The sequence below is a fragment of the Actinoplanes sp. NPDC049118 genome, from assembly GCF_040648555.1.
In the GTDB taxonomy this organism is placed as follows: domain Bacteria; phylum Actinomycetota; class Actinomycetes; order Mycobacteriales; family Micromonosporaceae; genus Actinoplanes.
The window spans coordinates 90,825-112,544 of the sequence record NZ_JBEZDY010000017.1 but is presented as its reverse complement, the minus strand read 5'-3'; the positions used below and the strand labels follow the sequence as shown (position 1 = coordinate 112,544).

Sequence of the window (21,720 nt, the reverse complement as noted above, 5' to 3'; positions counted from 1 at the left end):
GAGGAGATCCGCACCTTTGTCTGCTAGCGACAGCCCACCGCGCGTCCTCGTTGTCGCCTTGGGCGGCACCATCGCGATGACCACCAGCACGGCCGGCGGCGTGACACCGTCGCTGAGTGCCCGGCAACTCGTCGACGCAGTTCCCGGCCTCGAAGACGCCGGCATCGAGATCGACGTCCTGACCTTCCGCAGTAAACCAGGCGCTTCCCTGACCATCGCCGATCTCGCCGAGCTGACCGCCAAAATCGACCGAAGTTTGGCCGCCGGGGTCACCGGGGTGGTAGTGACCCAGGGGACTGACACGATCGAGGAGAGCGCCTACGTCCTCGGGCTCTTGCACCGTGGGCCACAACCGATCGTGGTCACCGGGGCCATGCGCAACCCGACGCTCGCCGGTGCCGACGGGCCAGCGAACCTACTCGCGGCGATACTGGTCGCCGCCAGTACCGCAGCCCGCAACCTCGGCTGCCTGGTCGTCCTGGCCGACGAGATCCACACCGCACACCGCGTCCGCAAGACGCACTCGACCAGCCTGGCGACGTTCGTCTCGCCGAACGGTGGCCCTCTCGGCTACCTCATCGAAGGCAGAACCGTGATCGTCAACCCTCCCGCTGGCCGGTACACCCTGCCAGCACCCACCAGCCCACTGCCGCGGGTCGCGCTATACACCGCGACGCTCGGCGACGACGGCGCGTTGCTGGAAACCATCGCGGACAACGTCGATGGGCTAATCGTGGCCGGATTCGGCGTCGGCCACACCCCAGAGTCCTGGCTTCCCATCCTGACCAAGACCGCCGGGCGGATCCCCGTCGTGCTCACCTCGCGCACTGGCAGCGGCCCGGTCCTAGCATCGACGTACGGTTTCGCGGGCTCCGAACGCGACCTGATCGAACGCGGCCTCGTCCCTGCCGGCCTGCTTGACCCCTACAAGGCCCGAGTCCTGCTCTTACTGGCACTCGCGGCTGGCGCGGATCACGAGCAGATCACCGCGACCTTTGCCGCGGCCGGCGGCCTCGGCGACCACAACAACTGGCCCTGGCCGGCAGCCACACCGTCACCAACTGCGCTCGGCGGACAGTGATGCAATCAAGCAAGGTAACGACCGGCCGCACGTTCGTCGTGGTGTTCGACCACGGGGAGGACTTCTACACCGCCCTGCAGCAGACCTGCGCTGACAACGACATCCGCCAGGGCTACATCCCGATGTTCATTGCCGGCTTCGCTACTGCCGACCTCGTCGGCACCTGCGAGCGGCTGGACAATCCCCAAGCGCCGGTGTGGTCCCGCGTCCAGCTCACCAACGTCGAGGCCATAGGAGGCGGCACCCTGGCCTGGGACGACGCCGCCGGCCGCGTCGCACCGCATATTCACCTCAGCGTCGGGCTGAAGCAGTACAGCGCGACGGCCCATACCAGCCACTTGCTCGACGCCACCGTCCAGTTCCTCACCGAGATGATCATCGTCGAGGTCGCGGCGCCCGTTTTACGCCGTGAAAGGCAGCCGCAACTCTACGACGTGCCACTAATGAAAATCGGCGAGGCCGAAGTGGGGCCCATGCAATAAGGACCCGCCTCGCCGGTCACCGAGAGTAGCCAGTCGGTCGATCCTGGTAGACGTACAATGGCTGCCTCGCCGGCGCGCTCACTCGTGGTGGGCACCTTCCTGGACAGCCTTAAGCCGGCGAACCCCTATCCGAAGCGAGGCTGCCGTGGCCGATCCCCAATCCGTCCGAGCGGCCTGGCGCGACCTGGGTCGGCAGCTGGCCGCAAGGCGACGAGCGGCTGGGCTCAACCAGGAGAATCTCGGCGAGCGGACGCTGTACAGCCGAAGCAGCATCGCCAACATCGAGACTGGGCTCCAGCACGTCAATCGGTCCTTCTGGGAAAGTGCCGATGGCCTGCTCGGCGCTGGCGGGGAACTTGTCCGAGGCTACGACGCTGCCAAAGCCCACCAACGGGCTCACCAACGACCCGGCAGCGCGGCGTGGAATCCGGAAGGGGCCGATCAGATCCGGCGTGGTGTGGCTGCTCCGGCCCGCAACGTCGGAACCGAGTTTCTCGAGGTCGTCAGGCTGCAACTGGAGACGGCCAAGATGATCGACGGCCGGTACGGCCCGGCAGCGGCCCTGTCGACCGCCAACGGGGTTATCGACGTCGTGGAGTCCGTGACGCCGGACATGCCCGACCGACTGCGAGATGAGGCACTCGCGGTTGGCGCCGAAGCGGCCGAGTTCATCGGGTGGCTGTTTCGGGATCTTGCGAACCTCGCGCAGGCGACGTACTGGTATGACCGGGCGATGGAGTACGCGCAGCTGTGCGGAGACACGTCGATGCAGGGCTTTGTCCTGCTTCGCAAGTCGCAGATGGCCTACGAGTCGAGATCGGGCCACCGCGTTCGGCTGTTCGCGCGGGCCGCGATCGAGGGTCCGTGGCGGCTGTCACCGAGGTTCCACGCCGAGGCCTTGCTTCAGATTGCCCGCGGGGACCTGATGGTGGGTCAGACCGTCGATCTCGATCGGGCGGTCGGGCAGGCGCGGGAGGTGGCAGGTGGAGACGACCTGACGTTGCGCGAGGCGTCGTGTTGGATCGAGGCCGCCCAGCCCGAGCGTGCCGTGCAACTGTACGAGGACGGGCTCACCGGCGAGGGCGTGTCGCTGCGCGACGCCGGTTACTTCCGGTCCCGGCAGGCGGTGGCGCTCGCCCGAGTCGAAGAGCCGGATCTCGCCGCCGATCGCGCGCAGCAGGCCCTGTCGGCGTCCGTAAGGACGGGCTCGCTGCGCACGCGGCGTACGGTCGAGGAGACTCACTCGCTGCTCAGGCATTGGGAGGCGCGCGAGGCGGTGGCAGTGCTCGCCGACGCGCTCAGCCGGGTGGAACAGTCACCCAGTCAGCGACAGCTCGGATGACCTGGGCCTGCCATTCCTGACTCTGTGGATTCAGATACGTCGGGTCCCCGTCGACGGCGAAGCCGTGTTGCGCGCCCTCGATCTTTAGCAGGCGCGATGCAGAGTTGAGGAGTGGCATTGCGGCCAACGTTGTGTCGATCGGGACCAGGGTGTCCGCCGTGCCGTGAACGACGAGCGTGGGAGCCTGAATATCACTTAAGACGGTGTGTGGCTGCAACCAGAACACTTCATTCAGGAACGCGCGTCCGTGCCGAAACGTGGGGGAGTACTGAATGAACCCTCGGTCCTCAAGCTCTCTCGCTTGATCTGGCTGCAAATGATCGTCTACCCAATAGGGTCGGTCATCAATCGTGCGCCTCTTATAGTTGATCCGCGGGCATAGCATTACCAGCCGGTCGACGTCCTTGGGCCGCGATGCCGCGTAGTAGGCGCAGATGCCGCCGCCGAAGCTCTGCCCCACCAGCGCGGTACGCCCGACCCCCGTGGCCTCGCGCAGAAATGCGAACGCGCTGCGGATGTCGTTGAGGACGGCGGCGATCGTCAGATCCTCCTGATTGCCTCCGGATTCACCATGACCGCGCAGGTCAAAGCGCAGCGCCGCTACGCCTGCATCGGCGAGGCCGGCCGCCATGCGATCGAAAAACCCCGCCTCATGCCGCGTCACCCCACCGCCATGGACCTGCACGACGCCAAGCTCCGCCGAGCCGTCGGGAACAGCAAGATCTCCCACGAGGTCTAAGCCGTCCAGAGAGCGAAATCGAACCTCCTGGTCGGACGGCATGAGACCCCTTCCATCGCCTGGCCGCGCTGCAAGGCCAGACTCTCAGACTCCCGTGCAAGGCGCCAGAGTCGCACGGCGGGCATGTCGGAATCTTGTCGGAGGTTGCCGACACAGAGTCGACGAACTCGGGATTAGCAGCGAGGTATCGGCCGGACGCTTCGGCCCCAGCGGCGCAGGCTTGCCAGCAGCACCTCCGCGCCTCCCAAGCGCCGCGGATGATCGACTGAAGTCGAAACGTCGTTGCCGGAAGATTGTCGGAGACTCCGTTAAGCACTTTCCGACATGACCTCGGCACCGTTTGAATACTGAGCGTTCAGAAATCGTTGCGCGAGACTGTCTCATCGCACTGCTCGCCGGATGGGACGAATTGCCAGCTGCGCACTCCGGGATCGTAGGGGTCATGACGATGCCATGAACCCAGGAGATCTCGCGGGAGGTCGCAGTCATGGCCAGATGGCGGTGCGGGACTCGCGAACCAGAATTCAATAGGCGTGCTCACGCGCCGCGTCGATTAGGAGGATGTATGGGCAGCCGAGGCTCTCTATTCAGAGCGCTGCCCGGCCTGCCGGGGATGTGGACGGGCGCCATCGATGTGGACTGTTGGCCGATGGGTGGTCCTGCGCAGACCGGTAGGAAACCACGATGAGCAGGCCTCCGGTCAGGTTGATCGCCGTCATCGGGCCACCTGCGGTGGGCAAGAGCACACTGAGCCGGCACCTGCAGGACACCGCTGGCGCTGGCGTCTTCCGGTTGCGCGAGTTCGCCGAAACCTACCGGCAGGCGCACCCCGCTCAGGCGGCGGCGTTCGCCACCACCGATCCCCTCGGCTGGTTACCGGACACCGCCGTCGCGGTCCTGTTCGGCGCCGCGCTGTCGGACGCGTTTCCCGAGCTCTGTCCCGTCATGGTGCTGGAGAACCTGCCCGGCAACGCCGCCCAGCTTGATCTTCTCCGGGACCGGGCCGCGGCTATCGGCGCCCGGCTGGACCTGGTCGTCCTGACCGCCCCCGATCGGGTTCTCGCCGACCGGGCCCAGACCCGGCGGGTGTGCGCGAGCTGCGAGCCGGATCCTCGAGGTGACCCGCATCAGCCCGCCCACGCCGCAGACGACGATCCGCAGCGGTGCCGGCGGTGCGGCGGCAGGCTCGCGGCCCGCCGCTCCGACACACCCGAGCTGTTCCAGGCCCGGTTGGGCCGGTTCCGTGCCTCGCTGCCCGCGATCCGTACGGCCGCCCTCGCCGCGCACGTGCCGTGCCACTTCCTGGACTCCACCGGCGACATCACCACCACGGCCGTCGCCGTGCAGGCCGCCTGTCGCCTCACCCTTCACCCCACGCCGTTGAGGAGCGCCTGGTCATGAGCCTCGTCCCGCTACCCATCCCGACCCTGCGCCCCGACGACAGTACCGACCGGTACGGGCACGCCCGGCTGCCGGCCAGCGCGCACGCCCCGATGCCCGAGCACGTGGACCAGGTCCCGTACGGACGGTTCCGCAACCTGTACCTGTACATCACTGAGGCGTGTCAGTTGCGTTGCGAGCATTGCTACATGGGCGAACGCCTGGACCGGGCGTTGAAGATGCCGTACGACAAGGTCGTCGACACCCTGCGGACGTGGCGGAAACTCGGCAGCTCGAAGCTGACCATCCTTGGCGGAGAACCCACCCTGCATCCCGACTACATCGCGATCATCCGGGCCGCGGGCGCGCTCGGCTTCGGGCACGTGATCACCACCAGCAACGGCCTCGACCCGGCGTGGCGCAAGTTCCGCCAGATGCGGCCGTCCGATTTCGCGTACGTGCAGATCAGTCTGGACGGCGGTAGCGCGGCCAGCCACGACCAGATCCGCGGGCCGGGGCGTTTCGACGAGACGCTGCGCAACGTGGCCCGCCTTGCCGAGGCGGGCTTCGACACCCGGATCATCTGCACCGTCAACAAGGCCAACGCCGGCGACGCCCTGCAGCTGCTCGACATCGCTGACCAGCTCGGCGTCAGCCTGGTCAAGTACCACGTGTTCTCCACCATCGGCACCGGCCACGGTGCCGAGGAACTCGCCATGAGCCCGATGGAGTGGATCGAGTTCTACGAACAACTCGAACGCGTCGGGCCTGGTCACCAGACCCGCATCTGGTACCAGCCCACTTACGCCCGGCGCTCCCGCGTCGCCCACTACGCCGCCCAGGGCTACTGCGGATGCATCGGCCGCACCCTTGACCGCATCAGCGTCTTCCCCGACGGCCGCTGCTACGTCTGCTCGTACCTGTTCGACACCGAGCTGCACTTCGCGAACATGGTCGACGGCGACGTGCAGCTCAACCGCGCCGAGGGTGGGAACGAGTTCGACCTGTTCGCCAAGGCGATGACCCGATCCGCCTGCGGGGACTGCAAGGCGCCGACCGCGTGCGGCGGCGGCTGCCCGGCCGAGGAACTGGTCATGGGCGCCGCGTCCTGCGCGGCCGTCGAGGACATCGTCCCGGTCTGCCGGCTGTGGAAGGCCGACGTGCCCATCGCCTGACCCCGCACCGCCGTTGAACCCTAGGCGAGAACCCATCTCGCTCGGAAAACATGAGGAGACACCTATGAGTGAGTCCGCCGGCCGTCAACGCGCCCAGATCGACGTACACCTGCTCCTGCGCCGCGGTGATGACATTCTGCTCGGCCAGCGCATCAACACCGGATTTGGGGACGGCTGCTGGCACCCGCCGTCCGGGCACGGCGAGGACCGCGAGTCCGCCACCTTCAGCCTGGTCCGCGAAGCCCAGGAGGAAATCGGCGTCACCATCGACCCCGCCAACGTACGTCTCGCGCACCTGCTGCACCACTGGACCGAGTCCGCCCGCGCCGCGCTGTTCTTCGAGGTCACCCGCTGGGACGGTGAGCCGGTCAACACCGAGCCGCACAAGTGCGCCGGCTGGAAATGGTTCCCGATCGCGGAGCTGCCCGAGCAGATGATCCCCTACGCCCGGCAGGCGCTGACTCACTACGCCAAGGGTGAGCCGTACTCCGAGCGTGGCTGGAAGTAGCAGCGATGGCAGCGGACCGTCTCCTCGATCTGGTTTGCTTCAGCTACCTGGCCGACGCGCAAGTCATGCACGTCGACACGTACCCGCTTCCGAACAGCGGCGCCGCCGTCGACGCCACCGCGGCCTCGATCGCCGGTGACGGTCCGCTGACCGCCATCACCGCCGCCCGCCTCGGCCTGCGGACCGGTCTGATCGCCAACAGCGTCGGCGCCGACCACACCGGGCAACGCCTGCGCGGGTGGCTTGACCACTTCGGTGTCGACCACAACGTGCATGCGGTCGCCGGTACCGCGACGCCGCACCTGACCGTGATCGCTGACCGCGGCACCCGCACCTGGTTCGCGGCGCTGACACACGCCTACGCCGACCTGCTCACCGCCGACCTGGCCCTACTCACCCGCACTCGACTCGCCTACATCGACTGCTACCACGTCATCGCCGACGCCGCCGCCCGCGCCGTCGCCGCGGCGCAGGACACGCCGCTGCTGCTCAACCTCGGCGGCGATCAGCCCAGCCCGGACGTCATCGCCGCCGCGAGGAGCCGACGACTGCTTACGGTCCAGACCAGCGTCGACGACTCCGCCGTCGACTCCGCCGCGGATGTCGCCGACACCCTCTTCCACCTGTTCGCCCCGCACACGGTCGTCGTCACCGTCGGCCGTCACGGCGCATTCGCCCGCACCCGCCACCAGCTCCACCGGGTGGCCGCCCCCGAGGCTGCCATCCACCACACCCATGGCGCCGGGGCCGCGTTCTCCGCCGGCTACGCCCGCGCCATCCTCACCGGCGCCGACATCGACACCGCCCTGACCGTCGGCTGCAACGCCGGAACACAGCACTGCGCCAGCCCCGCAGCCCTGGTACCCCGGCAAATACCCGCCGACGTCCTCACCACCGTCTGAAGGAGGCCCCTGTGATCGACAACCTGTTCGACGACCTGCGCACCCTCGATTGGGACGACCTGAGCGCCGTCGCCGACACCAGCGACAAGCTACTCACCAGCCTCGACCAGGACCGCGGCCTGCTGGACGACCTCGTCAGCAAGGCCCTGGCCGACCCGCACCTGACCGCGCTCTGCGAGCACTACGACATCCTCGACAAGATCGTCCTGCACGACGACCCCACCGGCTGGCGGCTACGCCTGCACATCTTCCTGCCCGGCTACTACGATCGCCCGCACAACCACCGCTGGACCTACGCCAGCCGCATCCTGTACGGCAGCTACACCCACACCCTCTACGGCACCGAAGACCAAATCGCCGACGCCGAACCCATCGACGTGTCCACCCTGCGACCCCGCATGGTCCGCACCGAAACCGCCGGCGACACCTACGTCCTGCACCACACGTCGATCCACTCCGTCACCGCCGCGCCCTACACCACCACGCTGATCGTGCGAGGCCCCGCTGTCAAAGACCGCTTCATGGTCAGCGACCGCACCACCGGCGAGGCCTGGTGGCAGTACGGCGCCGCCACCGAAGACCCCGCCGCCGCTGCCGCCAAGCGCATGACACCCGAGCAGGCCGCCGACCGTGTCCGCCAGCTCGCCACCGATGGCGTGCTCAGCCGAGCGATGTGATCACGCGCGTCCATCGGGCCGGTGATGCCGCCGGCATCATCGGCCCGAAGCGCAACCCCTCCCCTTCCCGGGCTATCAGGCGAAGGACTTCGCGGCGTCACCGCGCCGGCCAATCCGGGGCTCAACGGGCGTCCGTCAGCGACACGCAGCGTTCGACCACATGTGCGAATCCTGCCGGCAGGGTCGCGCGCCCGACAGTCCGTCGCCGTCGCGGTGCGGTACCTGTAGGCGGTGACACGGTAACCGCCGCCTGCACGACAGGCGGCCCATCCACGTCCACCGAGGAGCGCTGATCGAGTGACTGCGACCGCACGACAAGCTCAGCACGGTGACCTTCCCACGCAGCGAGACGCGACGCCGAATGAGGCGGTGTTGCCTGAGCTTCGGCCGATGTGGTGGGAGCAGGGGATGATGGCCCGGATCGACGCCGGCCTGCTCGGCGTGTTCACCGAGATGCCGCGGCTGGTGGTCGAGGCTTTGCGGATCAGCTGGCGTGCTGACCGGGCACGGACCGCGATCGTCGCGGCGGCGACGCTGGCGGCGGGTGCGATGGCGACGTTCGGGTTGCTGGCGACACAGCGGGTGCTGGTCGAGTTGTTCGCTGCCGGGCCGACCCCGGATCGGGTGAAGGCGGCCGTGCCGGCGTTGGCGCTGTTGGCCGCGTCGATCGCGGTGCGCGGCGGGCTCGGGATCGTCACCGGGTATGCGTTGAACGGGTTGACGCCTCGGGTCAATCAGCAGGCGGAGCGTCGGTTGTTCGAGACGACGACCGCGGTGGGGCTGGACTCGTTCGACCTGGACGACTTCGCCGACAGCATGGAACGGGCGTCGCGGGGCAGCGAGTCGGTGATCGACCTGATCCAGGGCGTCATGAATCTGCTCGCGGGCGTCGTCAGCCTGGTCGCGGTGACGGTCGCCGTCCTCGTCATTCACCCGTTGTTGCTGGTCGCGTTGTTGCTGGCCACGACCCCGAACGCGTACGCGGCGCTGCGGGCCGGTCATGAGCGGTTCCAGACGTATCTGCAAGGTTCGGCGCGGCGTCGTCGGCTCTGGGTCCTGCACAAGTTGATGGCCGAACGCGTGTCGGCATCCGAGCTGCGTTCGTACGGGCTGCGGAACTTCCTGCTGGGCCAGTACGACCGGGTGATGGGCGCGCAGACCGCCATCGACCTGGCCTTGGCGCGACGGGTCACCACGACCACCAGCATCGGCGCGATCGTCAGCGGGCTGGCGTCGGCCGGCGTCTACGTGCTGCTCGGTGTGCTGCTGCTCGACGGCCGGATCCCCCTCGCCGCCGCCGCGACGTGCGTGGTCGCGGTGCAGGCGGCGCAGCGGGCACTGACGCAGGTCACCTTCCATGTGGATCATGTCTTCGCCGAGGGGCAGCACTTCCCAGTTATTTGGAATATGAGGCCGCGGATCCGACCGCGGCTCCCAAGTGACTGGAAGTTCGCATGGCGGTGGAGTTGGCGGCACGATGGCCGGTTCTGGCACGGCATGAGCAGGCGCTCGGATGGCTTCAGATGCGCTGTGATCTAGGGCTGGCTGCTCGGTCGGTCGATGCGTACGCGCGCGGGCTGAGCGAGTACCTGACGATGTGCGAGACGGCGGGCATGGATCCGGCGAACGCCGATCGGCCGCACGTCGCCAGGTACGTGCGCGAGATGGGCTCGAGGCCCAGCCGACGCGGCAAGAACGTGGTGTCGATCGACTCGGGCGTCGGCTTGGCGAACGCGACGATGCAGCAGCGGCTGGTGCCGGTACGGCTGTTCTACGACTTCTTGGTCGAAGAGGGCGTACGCGACTCGAACCCGGTCGGGCGAGGCCGCTATACGCCCCGCAACGGATTCGGCAGCAAACGCGGTTTGATTCCGCGGCTCGTGAAGCTGCCCTGGATCCCGAACGAGACCGAGTGGGCGGCAATCTTGCAGGCGGCACGTGGAGGACGGGTTCGCGATCGGCTGATGCTCGCGATGGCCTACGACGCCGGGCTTCGGCGCGAGGAGCTCTGCTTGTTGACCACGGCAGACCTGGATCCGGGTCGGCGAACTCTGCGGGTGCGTGCCGAAACGACCAAGGGACGGCGCGAACGGATCGTGCCCTACTCGGCGGCCACCGGTGTTCTGCTGGGCGAATACCTTGGCCTGCGCACGAAGCTCACTCGGGCACGGGGTCCGTTGTTCCTGTCGGAGTCCCGGCGCAACCAGGCGCAGCCGCTGACGCTGTGGACGTGGTCGAAGGTCGTCCGCCAGTTGGCGCTGACCTCCGGGGTGACTCGATTCTCGACCCACACGCTTCGGCATCTGTGCCTGACGGATCTGGCCCGGGCCGGCTGGGAGCTTCACGCCATCGCCACGTTCGCGGGGCACCGCAACCCGGAGTCGACGCTGCGCTACATCCACCTGTCTGGACGCGATCTGGCGGCCAAGCTGGCCGACGGAATGGCGCAGATCCACGCGTGGCGGGTCCAGATGCTGACCGCCAGCGAGGCGGTCCGATGACCGCGGCTGCGGCGAGTCTGCCGACCGGGACGGCGTCGGGTACCAGCCGGTGGACCCATCCCGTGGACCTGTCCGGTCTTGACATCAGCCCGGAACTGACTGAGCGAGAGAGGCTCGCGCTCGCGGCGGTCGACTGGAAGCTGCGGCGGCAGACTGGCGCCAACGAGGTGGCGTGGCAGGCCCTGGGACGTCTCCGCCGCCCACTTGTCGATCTCGCCGCGGCGAAGGGATGGTTCCCGGCGGGACCTTCCCGGCACCCGACGGCGGTCGACGCGATCGCCGTGCTCCTGCGCGCCTGTCACGAGCGGCAGTCCAGCTACTGGGCGTTCGATCCAGCGACGTGGGCGCGGCTGATCGGTCAGGGTGCGACCGAGTTCGGCCACGATCAGGAGGTCGACGCCGGAGCCCGATCCATCTTGATCGCGATGGCCTGGACGCTGTCGGACTTCGAGGACTTCCATCTGCTCGGCAAGTTCAGCCGCCGCTACGTGGCGCACAAGGTGTTCGGTGTCGAACCCGTCGAACGCGCTCTGAGCTCGGTGCAGCAGGTGATGCACGGCTGGGGCTACCAGGACAGCGTGCCGGCCAACAGCTGGTTCCGGACGTTCCTCATCCAGGCGCTGCTCATGAACCGCAGCCCGTTGCTGGACGACCTGACGACCGATGCCGTCGAGCAGCTGCGGCTACATCCGTCGTTCGCCGGCAAGCCGCTGTCGGCGCTGTTCGGGTTGCAGCGCGCACTGGCAGCCCTCGGGATCACGGAGCCACCGCAACGACGCGGCGTCCAGCCCTGTTCCGAGATCACCGACGCGGCGCCGGCGTGGACCGCCGCAGTGGAGAAGTGGTTCGCGACCTCGACCCTCTCGCGCAACGTCCGGCGCGGCTACCGCACCATCCTGGCCCGTGCCGGCCGGTGGCTGACCGTCAACCACCCGGACGTCACGGAGCCAGGCCAATGGACTCGCCAGACCTGCGCGGCCTGGGTCGCCGCGGTGGACCGGATGAATCGCGGTGCCTTCGTCAAGGACCCGACCAAGATAGGCAGCGACCCGGACAAGCCGCTGAGCCCGCTGACGAAGATCGCCTACCTGCGCCCCCTGCGGGTGTTCTTCAGCGATCTACAGGAATGGGAATGGATCCGCCGCCGGTTCGACCCGCGCCGGGCGTTCGAGACCCCGCGTTCCCTGCGCGCGATCGTCGGCCCCGACCCTCGCGTCATCGCCGACGAGACCTGGGCCAAGCTGCTGTGGGCCGGCATCAATCTGCAGACCGAAGACCTGTCCCAGAGCGGCTACCGATACGGCTATCCGATCGAGATGATCCGGGCGATCACCAGCGTGTGGCTGTTCGCCGGTCAGCGCAGCGACGAGATCGTCCGACTCCGCGTCGGCTGCGTGCGCTGGCAGCACAAGGAGCAGCCGGTCTCGGCCGGGGACCGCGAAGTCCTCGTCGATGACGCGATCTGCCTGCTCGACATCCCCACCCATAAGACCGGCACGGCGTTCACCAAACCCGTCGACCCGCTCCTCGGGCAGGCGATCGAGATCTGGCAGGCCGTGCGCCCCCAGCAACCCCGGCTACCCGACCGCAAGACCGGAGAACTGGTAGATCTGCTGTTCGCCAACCGCGCGAAGCCGCTGAGCACCACCTACATCAACGACACCATCATCCCCGCGCTCTGCCGCAAGGCCGGCGTCCCGGACACCGACGTCCGCGGGAAGATCACCAGCCACCGCGCCAGGTCAACGATCGCCAGCCAGCTCTACAACGCCAAGGAGCCGATGACGCTGTTCGAGCTGCAAGCCTGGCTCGGCCACAAGACACCCCAGGCCACCGCGTACTACGCCAAGATCACCCCGAACGCGCTGTCCAAGGCATACCGCGACGCCGGCTACTTCGGCCGCAACCTACGCACCATCGAGGTGCTACTCGATCGTGAGGCAGTCGCCTCCGGCGCCGCCGCGACCGGGGAGCCCTGGCAGTACTACGACCTCGGCCACGGCTACTGCACCTACACCTTCTTCGAGCAATGCCAACACCGCATGGCCTGCGCGCGGTGCGACTTCTACACCCCGAAGCAATCCAGCCGAGCGCTGCTGCTGGAAGCCAAGTCCAACCTGCAACGGATGCTGGTCAGCATTCCGCTGACCGACGACGAGAAGGCCGCCGTCGACGACGGCGAACAAGCAGTCGACCAGCTCCTGGAACGCCTCGCCGACGTCCCCACCCCGGCCGGCCCCACTCCTCGTCAGCTACTACCGCTGCTCACCGTCACTCGGTCGGGCCCAGCGGAGGAGGACACGTGTCAGACCAGCCCACGGTGCCGGACCAGCCAGAGCGGTCGGCGTTGTTGAACACCAGCGACAACAGGGACTGCTCACCTTTCGCCTCCAGCCCTCCGTTCCAGCCGTCATCAGGGTTGTTGAAGATTTGCTGAACGATCATCGGGTTGCGGTCGGTGCGGACCACCATGCCCTCGTCCTGAAGGAACCGGGCCACCCGGTCCACCGGCGCGTCCAGGCGCAGCGCCACGCTCACGTGCCAGGGATAAGTCATGTCCCCGGGGTATCGGCAGGCGCTCTCCACGGTGACGCCGATTCCTGCCTTCTCCAACGGCTCCAGATAGTTGTCGATCAAGATGTCCTCGACGCCCGCCACGCTGCGATCGACAGCGCAACCACCGAGCATCCCCACCGCGACCACCGCGATGACGGACCGGACCAGTTGACGTCGCACAGCCGTACCTCCCCGTTGAAGGCACGCCACGTGCCGACACATCGCCGATGCCACAGCGTCGGCACAGGGACTGTACTGGCATTCGGACTCGTAGATCACCGTGGCGCCAGCAGCAGCGATCGGCCAGCTCAGAACCGTCGGCGATCGCCGTTCCCGCACCCTCAGCGACACGCATGGAGGAACCCGGTGACCAGCCGTTTCTTATTCCACATAATGAAGCAGTACGTCAAGTTCTTGGACCGCGCCGTCGACTACCTGCCGGCGAGCGGGCCCGGCACCCGTGCGGTGCCCGCGCCGTTGACGCGGCTGACGGTTCGCGGGGTGAGCCTGCAGTATCCCGACCGCGACGACCGGGCCGTCGACGACGTCAGCCTGACGATCGAGGCCGGGCAGACGGTGGCGTTCGTCGGGGAGAACGGCTCGGGCAAGTCCACCCTCGCCGCGATGATCGCCGGTCTCCGTGCTCCGACCGCAGGGGTGATCGAGTGGAACGGGCAGCCCTTCGCCCACTGGGACAGACGGGTTGCGGGCCCGGTTGGCGGTGGTGATGCAGGAACATCACCATTGGCCGTACACGGCGGCGACGAACATCGCCATGGGTGACCTCGACGCGGTACCTGAGCAGGCGCGGATCGAGGCCGCGGCGCGGCAGGCCGCCGCCCATGATCCGATCGTCGCCTTGCCGCACGGGTATGAGACGTTGCTGGATCGCACGTTCAAAGACGGTCAGGAGTTGTCCGGCGGGCAGTGGCAGCGGATCACCGCTGGCCGCGGTTTCTACCGCGACGCGGAACTGCTGGTGATGGATGAGCCGTCGTCGGCGCTCGACCCGCGCGCCGAGGACACCCTGTTCCAGGCGATCCGCGGGCGCCAAAGCCGCCACACGACGATCTTGATCACGCATCGGCTCGCCAACGTGATCCACGCTGACCGGATCTTCGTGATGCACGACGGCCGCCTTGTCGAAGAAGGCACGCACCGCGAACTCATCGCCGCTGGCGGCAGATATCGAGAGCTATTCACGTTGCAGGCTGCCGGATACCAGCCGGCCGGCTCGACCGGCGAGGCGGTGTGACCGGCCTGCCCGAACGGTGACGCGCACCAGCCCAGAAGGGTGCGCGAAGACTGGTGCTGGCCCGATGGGCTCCCCTGGCAGACGAGACCGAGCCGAGAACGGAGAAACTCGCGATGACCGACACAGCTGCGACCTCGCTCGACGGCGCCTTCGCCACCGTGCCGGAGCATTACTACACCCACCACCCTGAGCACGGCGAAACGCTGCACCGCTCGCAGCCCGATTTCATCCGCCGCGAACTGCTCTCCCTGCAGGTACGCCCCGGCGATCGGGTCTTGGAGATCGGCACCGGCTCCGGATACAGCGGCGCGATCCTCGCCCTGTTGTGCGGCCCGCAGGGGCGGGTCACCAGCGTCGACATCAGCGAAGAGCTCGCCTCCCGAGCCATGGCGATCCACGACGAACGCGGGGTCGCCGGCGTGGACTGCCGGGTCGCCGACGGCCTCGCCGGCTACCCGCCCGCAGCGCCTTATCACCGCGTGATCGCCTGGTGCTCGCCGCCACGGCTGCCCCGGGCCTGGGTGGATCAGGTCGTTGATGGCGGGCGGATCGTCGCAGCCCTGCCGATCGCTAAGCTGCCGTCCACCACCCTGATCGCGACCATCGTCATTGAGGCAGGCCAGCCCCGGGTGGAAGCCATCACCGGTGGCGCCTATGCCCAGAGCACCACCGTGCCGGTCGATGACGCCGTGAGTGTCCCCGGCCGCTGGGTCGACTACTGCGACCAGCAGCCGGACCCTTCGTGGATATCCATCGGCTGGCGCACGAACGACGACGAAAAGCACACCGGCGCCCGCACAGCCCTCGATCTACTGCTGAACCCCGGACACACCGAAACCTACAGCCCCATGGAGGCGGACTGGCGCTCGTGGGGAGCCTTCACCGCTGCCCTGACCGATCCGCATCTGAGCCTCGCCTCCCTCCGCAACCGGATCCGCGGCCTCGGCCACACCACCGCCACATCGGCCGCCATGATCCTGACCGACGCGACGATCCTCGCCGACCGCCCGGATTCGCCGTCGCTGAACACGCTGCGGACCTGGCTGGGCCGCTGGGAACAGGCCGGCCGCCCCGCCGCCGACTCCTTCACCACCACCCTCGTGCCGCACCACGGCCCCGGCCAGCCCGGCTGGGACCTGCGCGCCCACCTGCCCGCGGTCGGGCGGCAGCCGGTGAACCGCGCCCCGATTCGATAGCGCCTCATCGAAGCAGGCGTGCAGGCGAGTGACGTGCAAAGGAGACCCGTGACCAGCCGCTACCGCACCATCGTTGTGGTTCACGTGTTGCTGCGTCGCGCCGACGGCCAGGTCCTGTTCCTTGAACGTGCCGGTACCGGCGTCGCCGACGGCCAACTCTGCCTTCCCGGCGGGCACCTCGAAGACGAGGAGTCGGTGATCGCCGCCGTAATCTGGGAGACCGCCGAGGAGATCGGTGTCGTCCTGAACGCCACCGATCTCGAGTTCGTCCATGTCGTTCACCGTCGCTACGGCCACGATGACCCGCGCCTCGGGTTCTTCTTCCTCGCCACCCTCTGGGACGGCCAGCCGGTCAATCGTGAACCCCACAAATGCGCCCAGCTCATCTGGGCGGATCCTGCAAGCCCACCCGCCAACACGATCGCCTACACCGCTGCCGCCCTGGCACAGATCAGCAGAAGCCGGCCGTTCTCCCTCGAAGGCTGGGGGGTCGACTTCCACCGTCAGCAACCTGCCGACGTCGTCCATGTTCCTGCCCGAGATCGTGAACGGAGATCCCCGATGATCCCCTTCGCTGAAGGCGCAACAGTCACTCGCCGTGACGTGCTCGACGGCCGAGTCTGGACCGCGGCCCCGCACCGCGTCCTCTCCGACGACGGCACCCGGCTGGTGCTCGCGACCTGGCCCGGCACCATCGGCTACACCCCGGCCAACTGGATCAGATGGTTCACCGACGGCGACGAATCAGCCCGCAAGCAGGCCGTCACCGACCTGGCCGGCGGCGGTGGGGAACTCGGCCGCTGGATCTGGCAGGACACCATCGTCGTGACGTGGGTCGGTCTCGACCCGGACTTCAACGTGCAGCTCTACCAGCCGACCGACGACCGTCCCGCACACTGGAAGATCAACTTTGAGCGGCCGGTGACCCGCACTGCGATCGGCATCGACACCTGCGACCTGCTGCTGGACCTCATCACCGACCCGGCCAGCACGACATGGCGCTGGAAAGACGAGGACGAGTACGACGAGATCCGGCGGCACGGCCTGGTCTCGGACGCCGAGGACCGGCGGGTACAAGCGGCCCGACTGCGAGCCGTCGCGTTCGTCGAAGCCGGCCAGGGGCCACTGGCCGAGGACTGGTCCACCTGGCGGGTGCCGGACGACTGGCCCCTTCCGCAGCTGTCGCCAGGCGCCCTGGACACCGGCACGCGATAGCAACTGCGACCCCCGGCCGCCTTGACGGTCTACGCCGCAGGACTCGCGCGGCGGCGATGCCGGCCTATCAACCTGCAGAAAGGAACATCAATGGACACTGCTGTGGACGGCAGCGCGCCGGAGCGACTGCGATCCGGCCTGACAGCACACCTGGTCGAGAAGGGCTGGATTCGCACGCCCGAGGTTGAGGCCGCCTTCAACACGGTTCCGCGACACCTGTTCGTACCGGACGCCGTCTCCCTCGTCGACGCGTACGACGACAACACCGTGACCACGAAACGCGGCCCGGACGGCAAGACGGTCAGCTCCGTGTCGGCACCCTGGGTCCAGGCCTATGCGCTGGAACAGTCCGGCCTTCGACCGGGCTCGCGAGCCCTTGAAATTGGCTCCGGCGGATATCAGGCGGCCCTGATCGCCGAGATCGTCGGCCCGGCCGGCCACGTCGTCACCGTCGACATCGACGCCGACATCACCGACCGCGCCCGCGACTACCTCGACCAGGCCGGCTACCCGCAGGTGCAGGTCGTGCACGGCGACGGCACCCTCGGCCACCCGCCGGCGGGCCCCTACGACGCGATCATCGTGTCCGTCGAAGCCGGCGACGTCTCACCGCACTGGGTCGAGCAGCTCGCCCCCGGCGGCAGGATCGTCGTTCCGCTACGGATGCGTACCCTGACTCGTTGTCTCACCCTGCAACGATCCGGTGATCACCTCGCCACTGCGGCAATGCTGCAATGCGGATTCGTCCCGATGCAGGGCGACCGCCGCCAGCTCGCCCGCCGGATCCCGCTACGCGGCGACGACATCGTCCTGCTGCTCGACGACCCGATCGACGTCGATGTCAGCGCCCTCACCGCAGCGCTGACGTGGCCCCGGACGGATGTGTGGTCGCCGGTCACGATCACGATGCAGGAACATGACTCGTTCGAAAGCCTGCACCTTTGGCTGTCCAGCCAACCGCGCCTCTTCGGTGCCCTCGCCGTCGACCGTGACGCCACCCAGGGCCTGTTGGACCCCCAGGACCGGTTCACCTGCCCTACCCTGCTCACCGGCGACAGCTTCATCTCACCATGCGGAGGACCGACGACAACACCTGGCAGTTTGGCGCCCACAGCTTCGGACCTGACGCTGCCGCCCTCGCCAAGGACTTGACCGATCTCGTCGTCGCCTGGGACCGCGACTACCGGCACGGTCCCGGCCCGGACATCACCGTGCATCCCACGGGCACATCCCTGATCGCGGCCGGCCAGCTTCAGCTGGCCGTGCCCCGCCGGGACGCCACGATCGTGGTCACCTGGACGGTACCGGCGAGGCCGCGGTGACCGTCGATCAGCGTTCGGCGCCATTTCCGGTTCTCATCGTGATTCGCGGAAACTCCGGTAGCGGGAAGACCACGACAGCTCGGGAAGTTCGCCGCCGATACGGTCGCGGTGCCGCGCTCATCGAGCTCGATGTTGTGCGCCGGGTGGTGCTGAGGGAGCACGGCGGCCAGCAGGATCCGGTCGCGCCGGGAATGATCGCCACGATGGCGCGGTGCGCGCTCGATGCCGGCTATCACGTGATCGTCGAGGGGATCCTGTCCACCGGCTCGTATGGCGTAATGCTGCGCGAGCTCATCGGCAGCCACACAGGGCCGACAGCCGTGTACTGGATGCGAGTGTCGTTCGATGAGACCGTGCGCCGGCATCACCGCCGCGAGGAGCCGATTGCGGTCACCGCAGAGCAGATGCGCGAGTGGTACGTCGGCAGCGACGTGCTGGGCGTGCCCGGCGAAGTCATCATCCCGGAGACCACGACGTTCGACGAGGCTGTCGCGATGATCCTCGAAGGCAGCGGTCTGAGCGGTGCAACAGCCGGCACCCCATGCCCAGCACAATGCCCACGCTGCGCAGAAAAGACGGCAGCAAGAGACAGTTGAAACAGCAGCCGGATGCACCAAGCCTGCGGGCCGTGAGGCGCGGTTCCGGTGGCGATGTGACCGATTGATCCGATCTTCACCGGGCGCGCGCGTTGCAATCGTCCCCGACCACTGGCGTGACCATCACGTCGCCGCATACACAGCGGATGACGAGGTGGCCGCCGCAGGCGCACGGCCACCAATCGCGGGCCGGCCGCGTCGCGGACCCGCCGCGGTAGGTGTGCCCGGCGCGGCACTGCTGGGGCTCGTCGCCGACCAGGACACGGACCTGCCGGTACGGAAACGCGACGACATGTTCGTCAGATCGGGCTCGGCCGAGGATGAACCGGAGCTCAGCCGGGGTCCTGCAGTCGCGTTCCAGCGTGACCGCGCCGACGGGGGAGTTGTCGGCGTGGTCCCAGCGAATGGTGATCCGCCATTGTGTGCGCCACTCCACCGGGCCAGGGTAGTCGAACATGTGTGCTAATTTGGCGGAATCCGGTCTGGTTGCCGAGCGCCGACCCAGCTAGTCGGGTATCGCCAGCGCGGGCCTGTTCTACGGCGACACCAGGGCGACGTCATCCGGTGAGAGGTCCGGGCGTAGGCGGACATGGCGGCAGAGGTGCCGGTGTCGGCCAGGTCCGTCGGTCACGCCGTCGACCTCGACCTCGGCGACCAGCAGCGGTTCTACCTGCACGTACGGCAAAGGGTGGCGGTCAGTCAGGCTCATCGACCAGCCGGCAGGCAGGGGCCACGGCCAGGGGTGCCCAGCGCCTGCGCCCTGGAACGCCATCGGCTGCAGGCTGGCGGCCAACTCGCTGCGCTGCATGGCCTTGACCGGATGACTCTGCGCGACCAGCCGGAGCCGGCCCCGGGCGTCGTAGCGGCCCAGCAGCAAGCTGCCCGGGTGGGCGGCGGTGCCCGTCACCCCGCCGACGATGAGCTCCGTGGTGGACTTGCGGCGGACCTTGCCCCAACCCACAGAGCCCGGCCGGTACGGCTTGGCGGCGTCCTTGACGACCAGGCCCTCGATCCCCGCCACCGCGTAGTCGGTGAACCACGCCCGCGCCAGATCGGGGTCGGTGGTTTGCGGGCACAGCACCAGCTGCGACGGCCCGCCGGCGAGCAGCCGCTGCAGCCGTCGTCGGCGCTGGGCCAGCGGCTGGTCGAGCAGCTCGCGGCCGCGACCGTCGCGGAGCAGGTCGAAGATCACCAGGTGGGCAGGGCGCTGCGCGACCTCCGCAGCCAGGCCTCGGCCCACGGTGATCCGCCGACGCAGATCGGCGAACGCAGTGCGGCCATGGGCGCCATCCCAACAGACCAGCTCGCCGTCCACGATCACCCCGGCTGGCAGATGCTCGGTCAGGGCGGCGCAGACGTCGGGGAAGTACGCGGTCAGGTCGCGGCCGTGCCGGGACTGCAGCCGAGCACCGTCACGGTTGACCCAGGCCAGGCTGCGCCAGCCGTCCCACTTAGGCTCGAGCACGGTCGCTTCGGCGTACGGCGGGACCGGCGGCGACGGCATCGGCTCCGCCCGCATCGGCTCGACCGGCCAGCACAGCACCAGCAACGACCTCCCACCACGAGATCGTCCCGACGCTAGTCACCCTGCAGTGGCCTTGACCAGGGAAAACGACGGCTTTCTGGCGACCCTGCCCGACGTAGCAAGGCCTCTTCCGCTCAGACCGCGACGATGAGGCACATACCTCCACCCGGCTGGCGGTGGCCGGCGGCCGGGAGGTGCGCCTACCGGGTGTGGTGCGGCACCGATGCCCTGAGCCGTATCGTCGGGCCATGATCAATCCGGGGAGTGCGCCGCTCGACGACACCAGCGAGGAACTCGCCGCAGCGAACGTCGAGGTGCTGCTGGCCGCGGCACGCGAGCGCGGCGCGGTGCTGGGGGAGCCGGTGCGGGACCCGGCGGCGGACCGCGACGGCCGGTACGGCTGGGACCTGCCGGCCGCAGACGGAACGGTCGTGCGGCTACTGATGCCCGGGGTGGAACTGACCCGAATCCGCGACGACATCAGCGCCCAGGCTCCCTGCCTCTACCTGAACGGCGGGGCCTGGTGGTGGCCGGACGCCGTCGGCTTGCTGGCCAGCCGGGTGCGCTGGGGCAGCGCCCCGGGCGCGCAATAGAAGAGACCCCAAAGATCGCTAGCCGCGGCTCATCGAGCCGGGAAATCGTCGGGCATCGCTTGATCAAGGTTGCTCACATGGGATGCGCTGGCTTTCGAGCGGGAGAAAATGTCATATCCCCTCGTCACCATGAACCTATGGTCGAACCCGCCGCGCCGCCACGCCGGATCGAACTGCCGCTGCCCGAAGCACGAACGCGCCTGACGCAAATCGTGCGGCTGACCCCGCTCAGCGGCCAGATCACGGTAATCACTGACGCAGGACGCCCTGTTGCCGCCATCGTTCCCATTACGGCAGTGCCAAGCACCACGCCAGCCGGATCGGCAGCTAACTCGGAGGCTGCCGCAGCGGGTTGGATTCGCCGCATTGAGCAAGTTCGTACGGCAGCGCGCCGCCAGCATGCGATGCGCATCGCGACGCTGGAACGCGCGCTGGCAGACGTCTGGGTGGTTGTCGATCGTCTCCTGCCACGAGGATCCGACCGGGCCGTCGATGGCCTGCGTATCGCCCACCACGAGGTGCTGTCGACCCCCCGACTGACCGCAGATCCGCCTGCACGCGACTCGGCCGAGAGATCCGGGTCCGACCACCCTCGCTGAGGAGCCGTTTCGAGTTCATTCCCGCAGAACTCGAAACGACCTCCCTACCGCGCAAGCCGTAGACGTACCGACCTCG

At 68.2% G+C, this 21,720-nt stretch carries 21 protein-coding genes and 2 pseudogenes; 19 read left to right on the top strand and 4 right to left on the bottom strand.

The window, feature by feature from the left end; translation table 11 throughout:
* Nucleotides 1–16 precede the first annotated feature (16 nt).
* The 3 genes from AB0B58_RS26485 (at nucleotide 17) to AB0B58_RS26475 (ending at nucleotide 2,905) form a co-directional block, all read left to right on the top strand.
* Complete coding sequence (locus tag AB0B58_RS26485) at nucleotides 17–1,081, top strand: asparaginase (RefSeq protein WP_360228849.1); 1,065 nt, start codon at nucleotides 17–19, stop codon at nucleotides 1,079–1,081.
* Entirely contained in the window at nucleotides 1,081–1,563 is a 483-nt protein-coding gene (locus AB0B58_RS26480) for a PCC domain-containing protein (RefSeq protein WP_360228847.1), read from the top strand. Before AB0B58_RS26485 ends, AB0B58_RS26480 begins: the two co-directional genes overlap by 1 nt.
* Before the next feature lie 145 nt (nucleotides 1,564–1,708).
* On the top strand, nucleotides 1,709–2,905 hold the full coding sequence (locus AB0B58_RS26475) for a helix-turn-helix transcriptional regulator (RefSeq protein ID WP_360228844.1): 1,197 nt from the start codon (nucleotides 1,709–1,711) through the stop codon (nucleotides 2,903–2,905).
* Here AB0B58_RS26475 and AB0B58_RS26470 read toward each other — a convergent pair.
* The gene (locus AB0B58_RS26470) at nucleotides 2,862–3,686 is read right to left on the bottom strand and encodes an alpha/beta fold hydrolase (RefSeq protein ID WP_360228841.1); all 825 of its coding nucleotides are present in this window, start codon (nucleotides 3,684–3,686) and stop codon (nucleotides 2,862–2,864) included. The genes AB0B58_RS26475 and AB0B58_RS26470 overlap by 44 nt on opposite strands.
* Before the next feature lie 642 nt (nucleotides 3,687–4,328).
* Here AB0B58_RS26470 and AB0B58_RS26465 point away from each other — a divergent pair.
* From AB0B58_RS26465 to AB0B58_RS26430, 8 genes and pseudogenes are all read left to right on the top strand, one after another.
* Entirely contained in the window at nucleotides 4,329–5,045 is a 717-nt protein-coding gene (locus AB0B58_RS26465) for a hypothetical protein (RefSeq protein ID WP_360228837.1), read from the top strand.
* On the top strand, nucleotides 5,042–6,199 hold the full coding sequence (locus AB0B58_RS26460) for a radical SAM/SPASM domain-containing protein (RefSeq protein WP_360228834.1): 1,158 nt from the start codon (nucleotides 5,042–5,044) through the stop codon (nucleotides 6,197–6,199). Before AB0B58_RS26465 ends, AB0B58_RS26460 begins: the two co-directional genes overlap by 4 nt.
* A gap of 64 nt (nucleotides 6,200–6,263) precedes the next feature.
* The gene (locus AB0B58_RS26455) at nucleotides 6,264–6,707 is read left to right on the top strand and encodes an NUDIX domain-containing protein (RefSeq protein WP_360228831.1); all 444 of its coding nucleotides are present in this window, start codon (nucleotides 6,264–6,266) and stop codon (nucleotides 6,705–6,707) included.
* A 5-nt stretch (nucleotides 6,708–6,712) separates the two neighbouring features.
* Nucleotides 6,713–7,609, top strand: coding sequence for a carbohydrate kinase family protein (locus AB0B58_RS26450; RefSeq protein WP_360228828.1), 897 nt, complete (start codon nucleotides 6,713–6,715; stop codon nucleotides 7,607–7,609).
* Between the two features lie 11 nt (nucleotides 7,610–7,620).
* Nucleotides 7,621–8,286 (top strand): hypothetical protein, encoded by a 666-nt coding sequence (locus AB0B58_RS26445; RefSeq protein ID WP_360228825.1) that lies wholly within the window; start codon nucleotides 7,621–7,623, stop codon nucleotides 8,284–8,286.
* Between the two features lie 390 nt (nucleotides 8,287–8,676).
* Nucleotides 8,677–9,678: pseudogene (locus AB0B58_RS26440) on the top strand (ABC transporter ATP-binding protein); the annotation flags it as partial.
* Between the two features lie 62 nt (nucleotides 9,679–9,740).
* Entirely contained in the window at nucleotides 9,741–10,787 is a 1,047-nt protein-coding gene (locus AB0B58_RS26435; RefSeq protein ID WP_360228822.1) for a tyrosine-type recombinase/integrase, read from the top strand.
* Nucleotides 10,784–13,141 (top strand): tyrosine-type recombinase/integrase, encoded by a 2,358-nt coding sequence (locus AB0B58_RS26430; protein WP_360228819.1) that lies wholly within the window; start codon nucleotides 10,784–10,786, stop codon nucleotides 13,139–13,141. Before AB0B58_RS26435 ends, AB0B58_RS26430 begins: the two co-directional genes overlap by 4 nt.
* Here the strand turns inward: AB0B58_RS26430 and AB0B58_RS26425 are convergent.
* Nucleotides 13,059–13,523, bottom strand: coding sequence for a hypothetical protein (locus tag AB0B58_RS26425; protein ID WP_360228816.1), 465 nt, complete (start codon nucleotides 13,521–13,523; stop codon nucleotides 13,059–13,061). The two genes, AB0B58_RS26430 and AB0B58_RS26425, sit on opposite strands and share 83 nt — an antisense overlap.
* Nucleotides 13,524–13,754: 231 nt before the next feature.
* Between AB0B58_RS26425 and AB0B58_RS26420 the strand changes: the two are divergent.
* From AB0B58_RS26420 to AB0B58_RS26395, 6 genes and pseudogenes are all read left to right on the top strand, one after another.
* Nucleotides 13,755–14,598: pseudogene (locus AB0B58_RS26420) on the top strand (ABC transporter ATP-binding protein); the annotation flags it as partial.
* 53 nt (nucleotides 14,599–14,651) lie between these two features.
* Nucleotides 14,652–15,794: a methyltransferase domain-containing protein gene (locus tag AB0B58_RS26415; protein WP_360228813.1), complete on the top strand. Its 1,143-nt coding sequence runs from the start codon at nucleotides 14,652–14,654 to the stop codon at nucleotides 15,792–15,794.
* A gap of 48 nt (nucleotides 15,795–15,842) precedes the next feature.
* A complete protein-coding gene (locus AB0B58_RS26410) occupies nucleotides 15,843–17,009 on the top strand; it encodes an NUDIX domain-containing protein (protein WP_360228810.1) in 1,167 nt (388 codons plus the stop codon).
* Nucleotides 17,010–17,099: 90 nt separating this feature from the next.
* Nucleotides 17,100–18,161, top strand: a complete 1,062-nt coding sequence (fxlM, locus tag AB0B58_RS26405) for a methyltransferase, FxLD system (RefSeq protein ID WP_360228807.1) — start codon at nucleotides 17,100–17,102, stop codon at nucleotides 18,159–18,161.
* Entirely contained in the window at nucleotides 18,158–18,331 is a 174-nt protein-coding gene (locus AB0B58_RS26400; RefSeq protein ID WP_360228804.1) for a hypothetical protein, read from the top strand. Before fxlM ends, AB0B58_RS26400 begins: the two co-directional genes overlap by 4 nt.
* Nucleotides 18,328–18,927, top strand: a complete 600-nt coding sequence (locus AB0B58_RS26395) for an AAA family ATPase (protein WP_360228801.1) — start codon at nucleotides 18,328–18,330, stop codon at nucleotides 18,925–18,927. The genes AB0B58_RS26400 and AB0B58_RS26395 overlap by 4 nt, the downstream gene beginning before the upstream one ends.
* 76 nt (nucleotides 18,928–19,003) lie before the next feature.
* On the opposite strand, the gene AB0B58_RS26390 is transcribed toward AB0B58_RS26395, so the two are convergent.
* The gene (locus AB0B58_RS26390) at nucleotides 19,004–19,384 is read right to left on the bottom strand and encodes a hypothetical protein (protein WP_360228798.1); all 381 of its coding nucleotides are present in this window, start codon (nucleotides 19,382–19,384) and stop codon (nucleotides 19,004–19,006) included.
* A gap of 78 nt (nucleotides 19,385–19,462) precedes the next feature.
* Nucleotides 19,463–20,470 (bottom strand): ATP-dependent DNA ligase, encoded by a 1,008-nt coding sequence (locus AB0B58_RS26385; RefSeq protein ID WP_360228795.1) that lies wholly within the window; start codon nucleotides 20,468–20,470, stop codon nucleotides 19,463–19,465.
* Nucleotides 20,471–20,700: 230 nt separating this feature from the next.
* On the opposite strand from AB0B58_RS26385, the gene AB0B58_RS26380 reads away from it, so the two are divergent.
* Nucleotides 20,701–21,045 carry a hypothetical protein gene (locus tag AB0B58_RS26380; protein WP_360228792.1) on the top strand — a complete coding sequence of 115 codons (345 nt, stop codon included), beginning with the start codon at nucleotides 20,701–20,703 and terminating at the stop codon, nucleotides 21,043–21,045.
* 137 nt (nucleotides 21,046–21,182) lie between these two features.
* Complete coding sequence (locus AB0B58_RS26375) at nucleotides 21,183–21,644, top strand: hypothetical protein (RefSeq protein WP_360228789.1); 462 nt, start codon at nucleotides 21,183–21,185, stop codon at nucleotides 21,642–21,644.
* Nucleotides 21,645–21,720: the final 76 nt, after the last annotated feature.

Excerpts from the sequence above, each read along its gene's own strand:
- AB0B58_RS26430 (WP_360228819.1), top strand. The coding sequence starts at position 10,784 with ATGACCGCGGCTGCGGCGAGTCTGCCGACCGGGACGGCGTCGGGTACC.
- fxlM (WP_360228807.1), top strand. The coding sequence starts at position 17,100 with ATGGACACTGCTGTGGACGGCAGCGCGCCGGAGCGACTGCGATCCGGC.
- AB0B58_RS26380 (WP_360228792.1), top strand. The coding sequence starts at position 20,701 with ATGATCAATCCGGGGAGTGCGCCGCTCGACGACACCAGCGAGGAACTC.
- AB0B58_RS26375 (WP_360228789.1), top strand. The coding sequence starts at position 21,183 with ATGGTCGAACCCGCCGCGCCGCCACGCCGGATCGAACTGCCGCTGCCC.
- AB0B58_RS26470 (WP_360228841.1), bottom strand. The coding sequence starts at position 3,686 with ATGCCGTCCGACCAGGAGGTTCGATTTCGCTCTCTGGACGGCTTAGAC.
- AB0B58_RS26465 (WP_360228837.1), top strand. The coding sequence starts at position 4,329 with ATGAGCAGGCCTCCGGTCAGGTTGATCGCCGTCATCGGGCCACCTGCG.
- AB0B58_RS26480 (WP_360228847.1), top strand. The coding sequence starts at position 1,081 with ATGCAATCAAGCAAGGTAACGACCGGCCGCACGTTCGTCGTGGTGTTC.
- AB0B58_RS26460 (WP_360228834.1), top strand. The coding sequence starts at position 5,042 with ATGAGCCTCGTCCCGCTACCCATCCCGACCCTGCGCCCCGACGACAGT.
- AB0B58_RS26435 (WP_360228822.1), top strand. The coding sequence starts at position 9,741 with ATGGCGGTGGAGTTGGCGGCACGATGGCCGGTTCTGGCACGGCATGAG.
- AB0B58_RS26455 (WP_360228831.1), top strand. The coding sequence starts at position 6,264 with ATGAGTGAGTCCGCCGGCCGTCAACGCGCCCAGATCGACGTACACCTG.
- AB0B58_RS26390 (WP_360228798.1), bottom strand. The coding sequence starts at position 19,384 with ATGTTCGACTACCCTGGCCCGGTGGAGTGGCGCACACAATGGCGGATC.
- AB0B58_RS26450 (WP_360228828.1), top strand. The coding sequence starts at position 6,713 with ATGGCAGCGGACCGTCTCCTCGATCTGGTTTGCTTCAGCTACCTGGCC.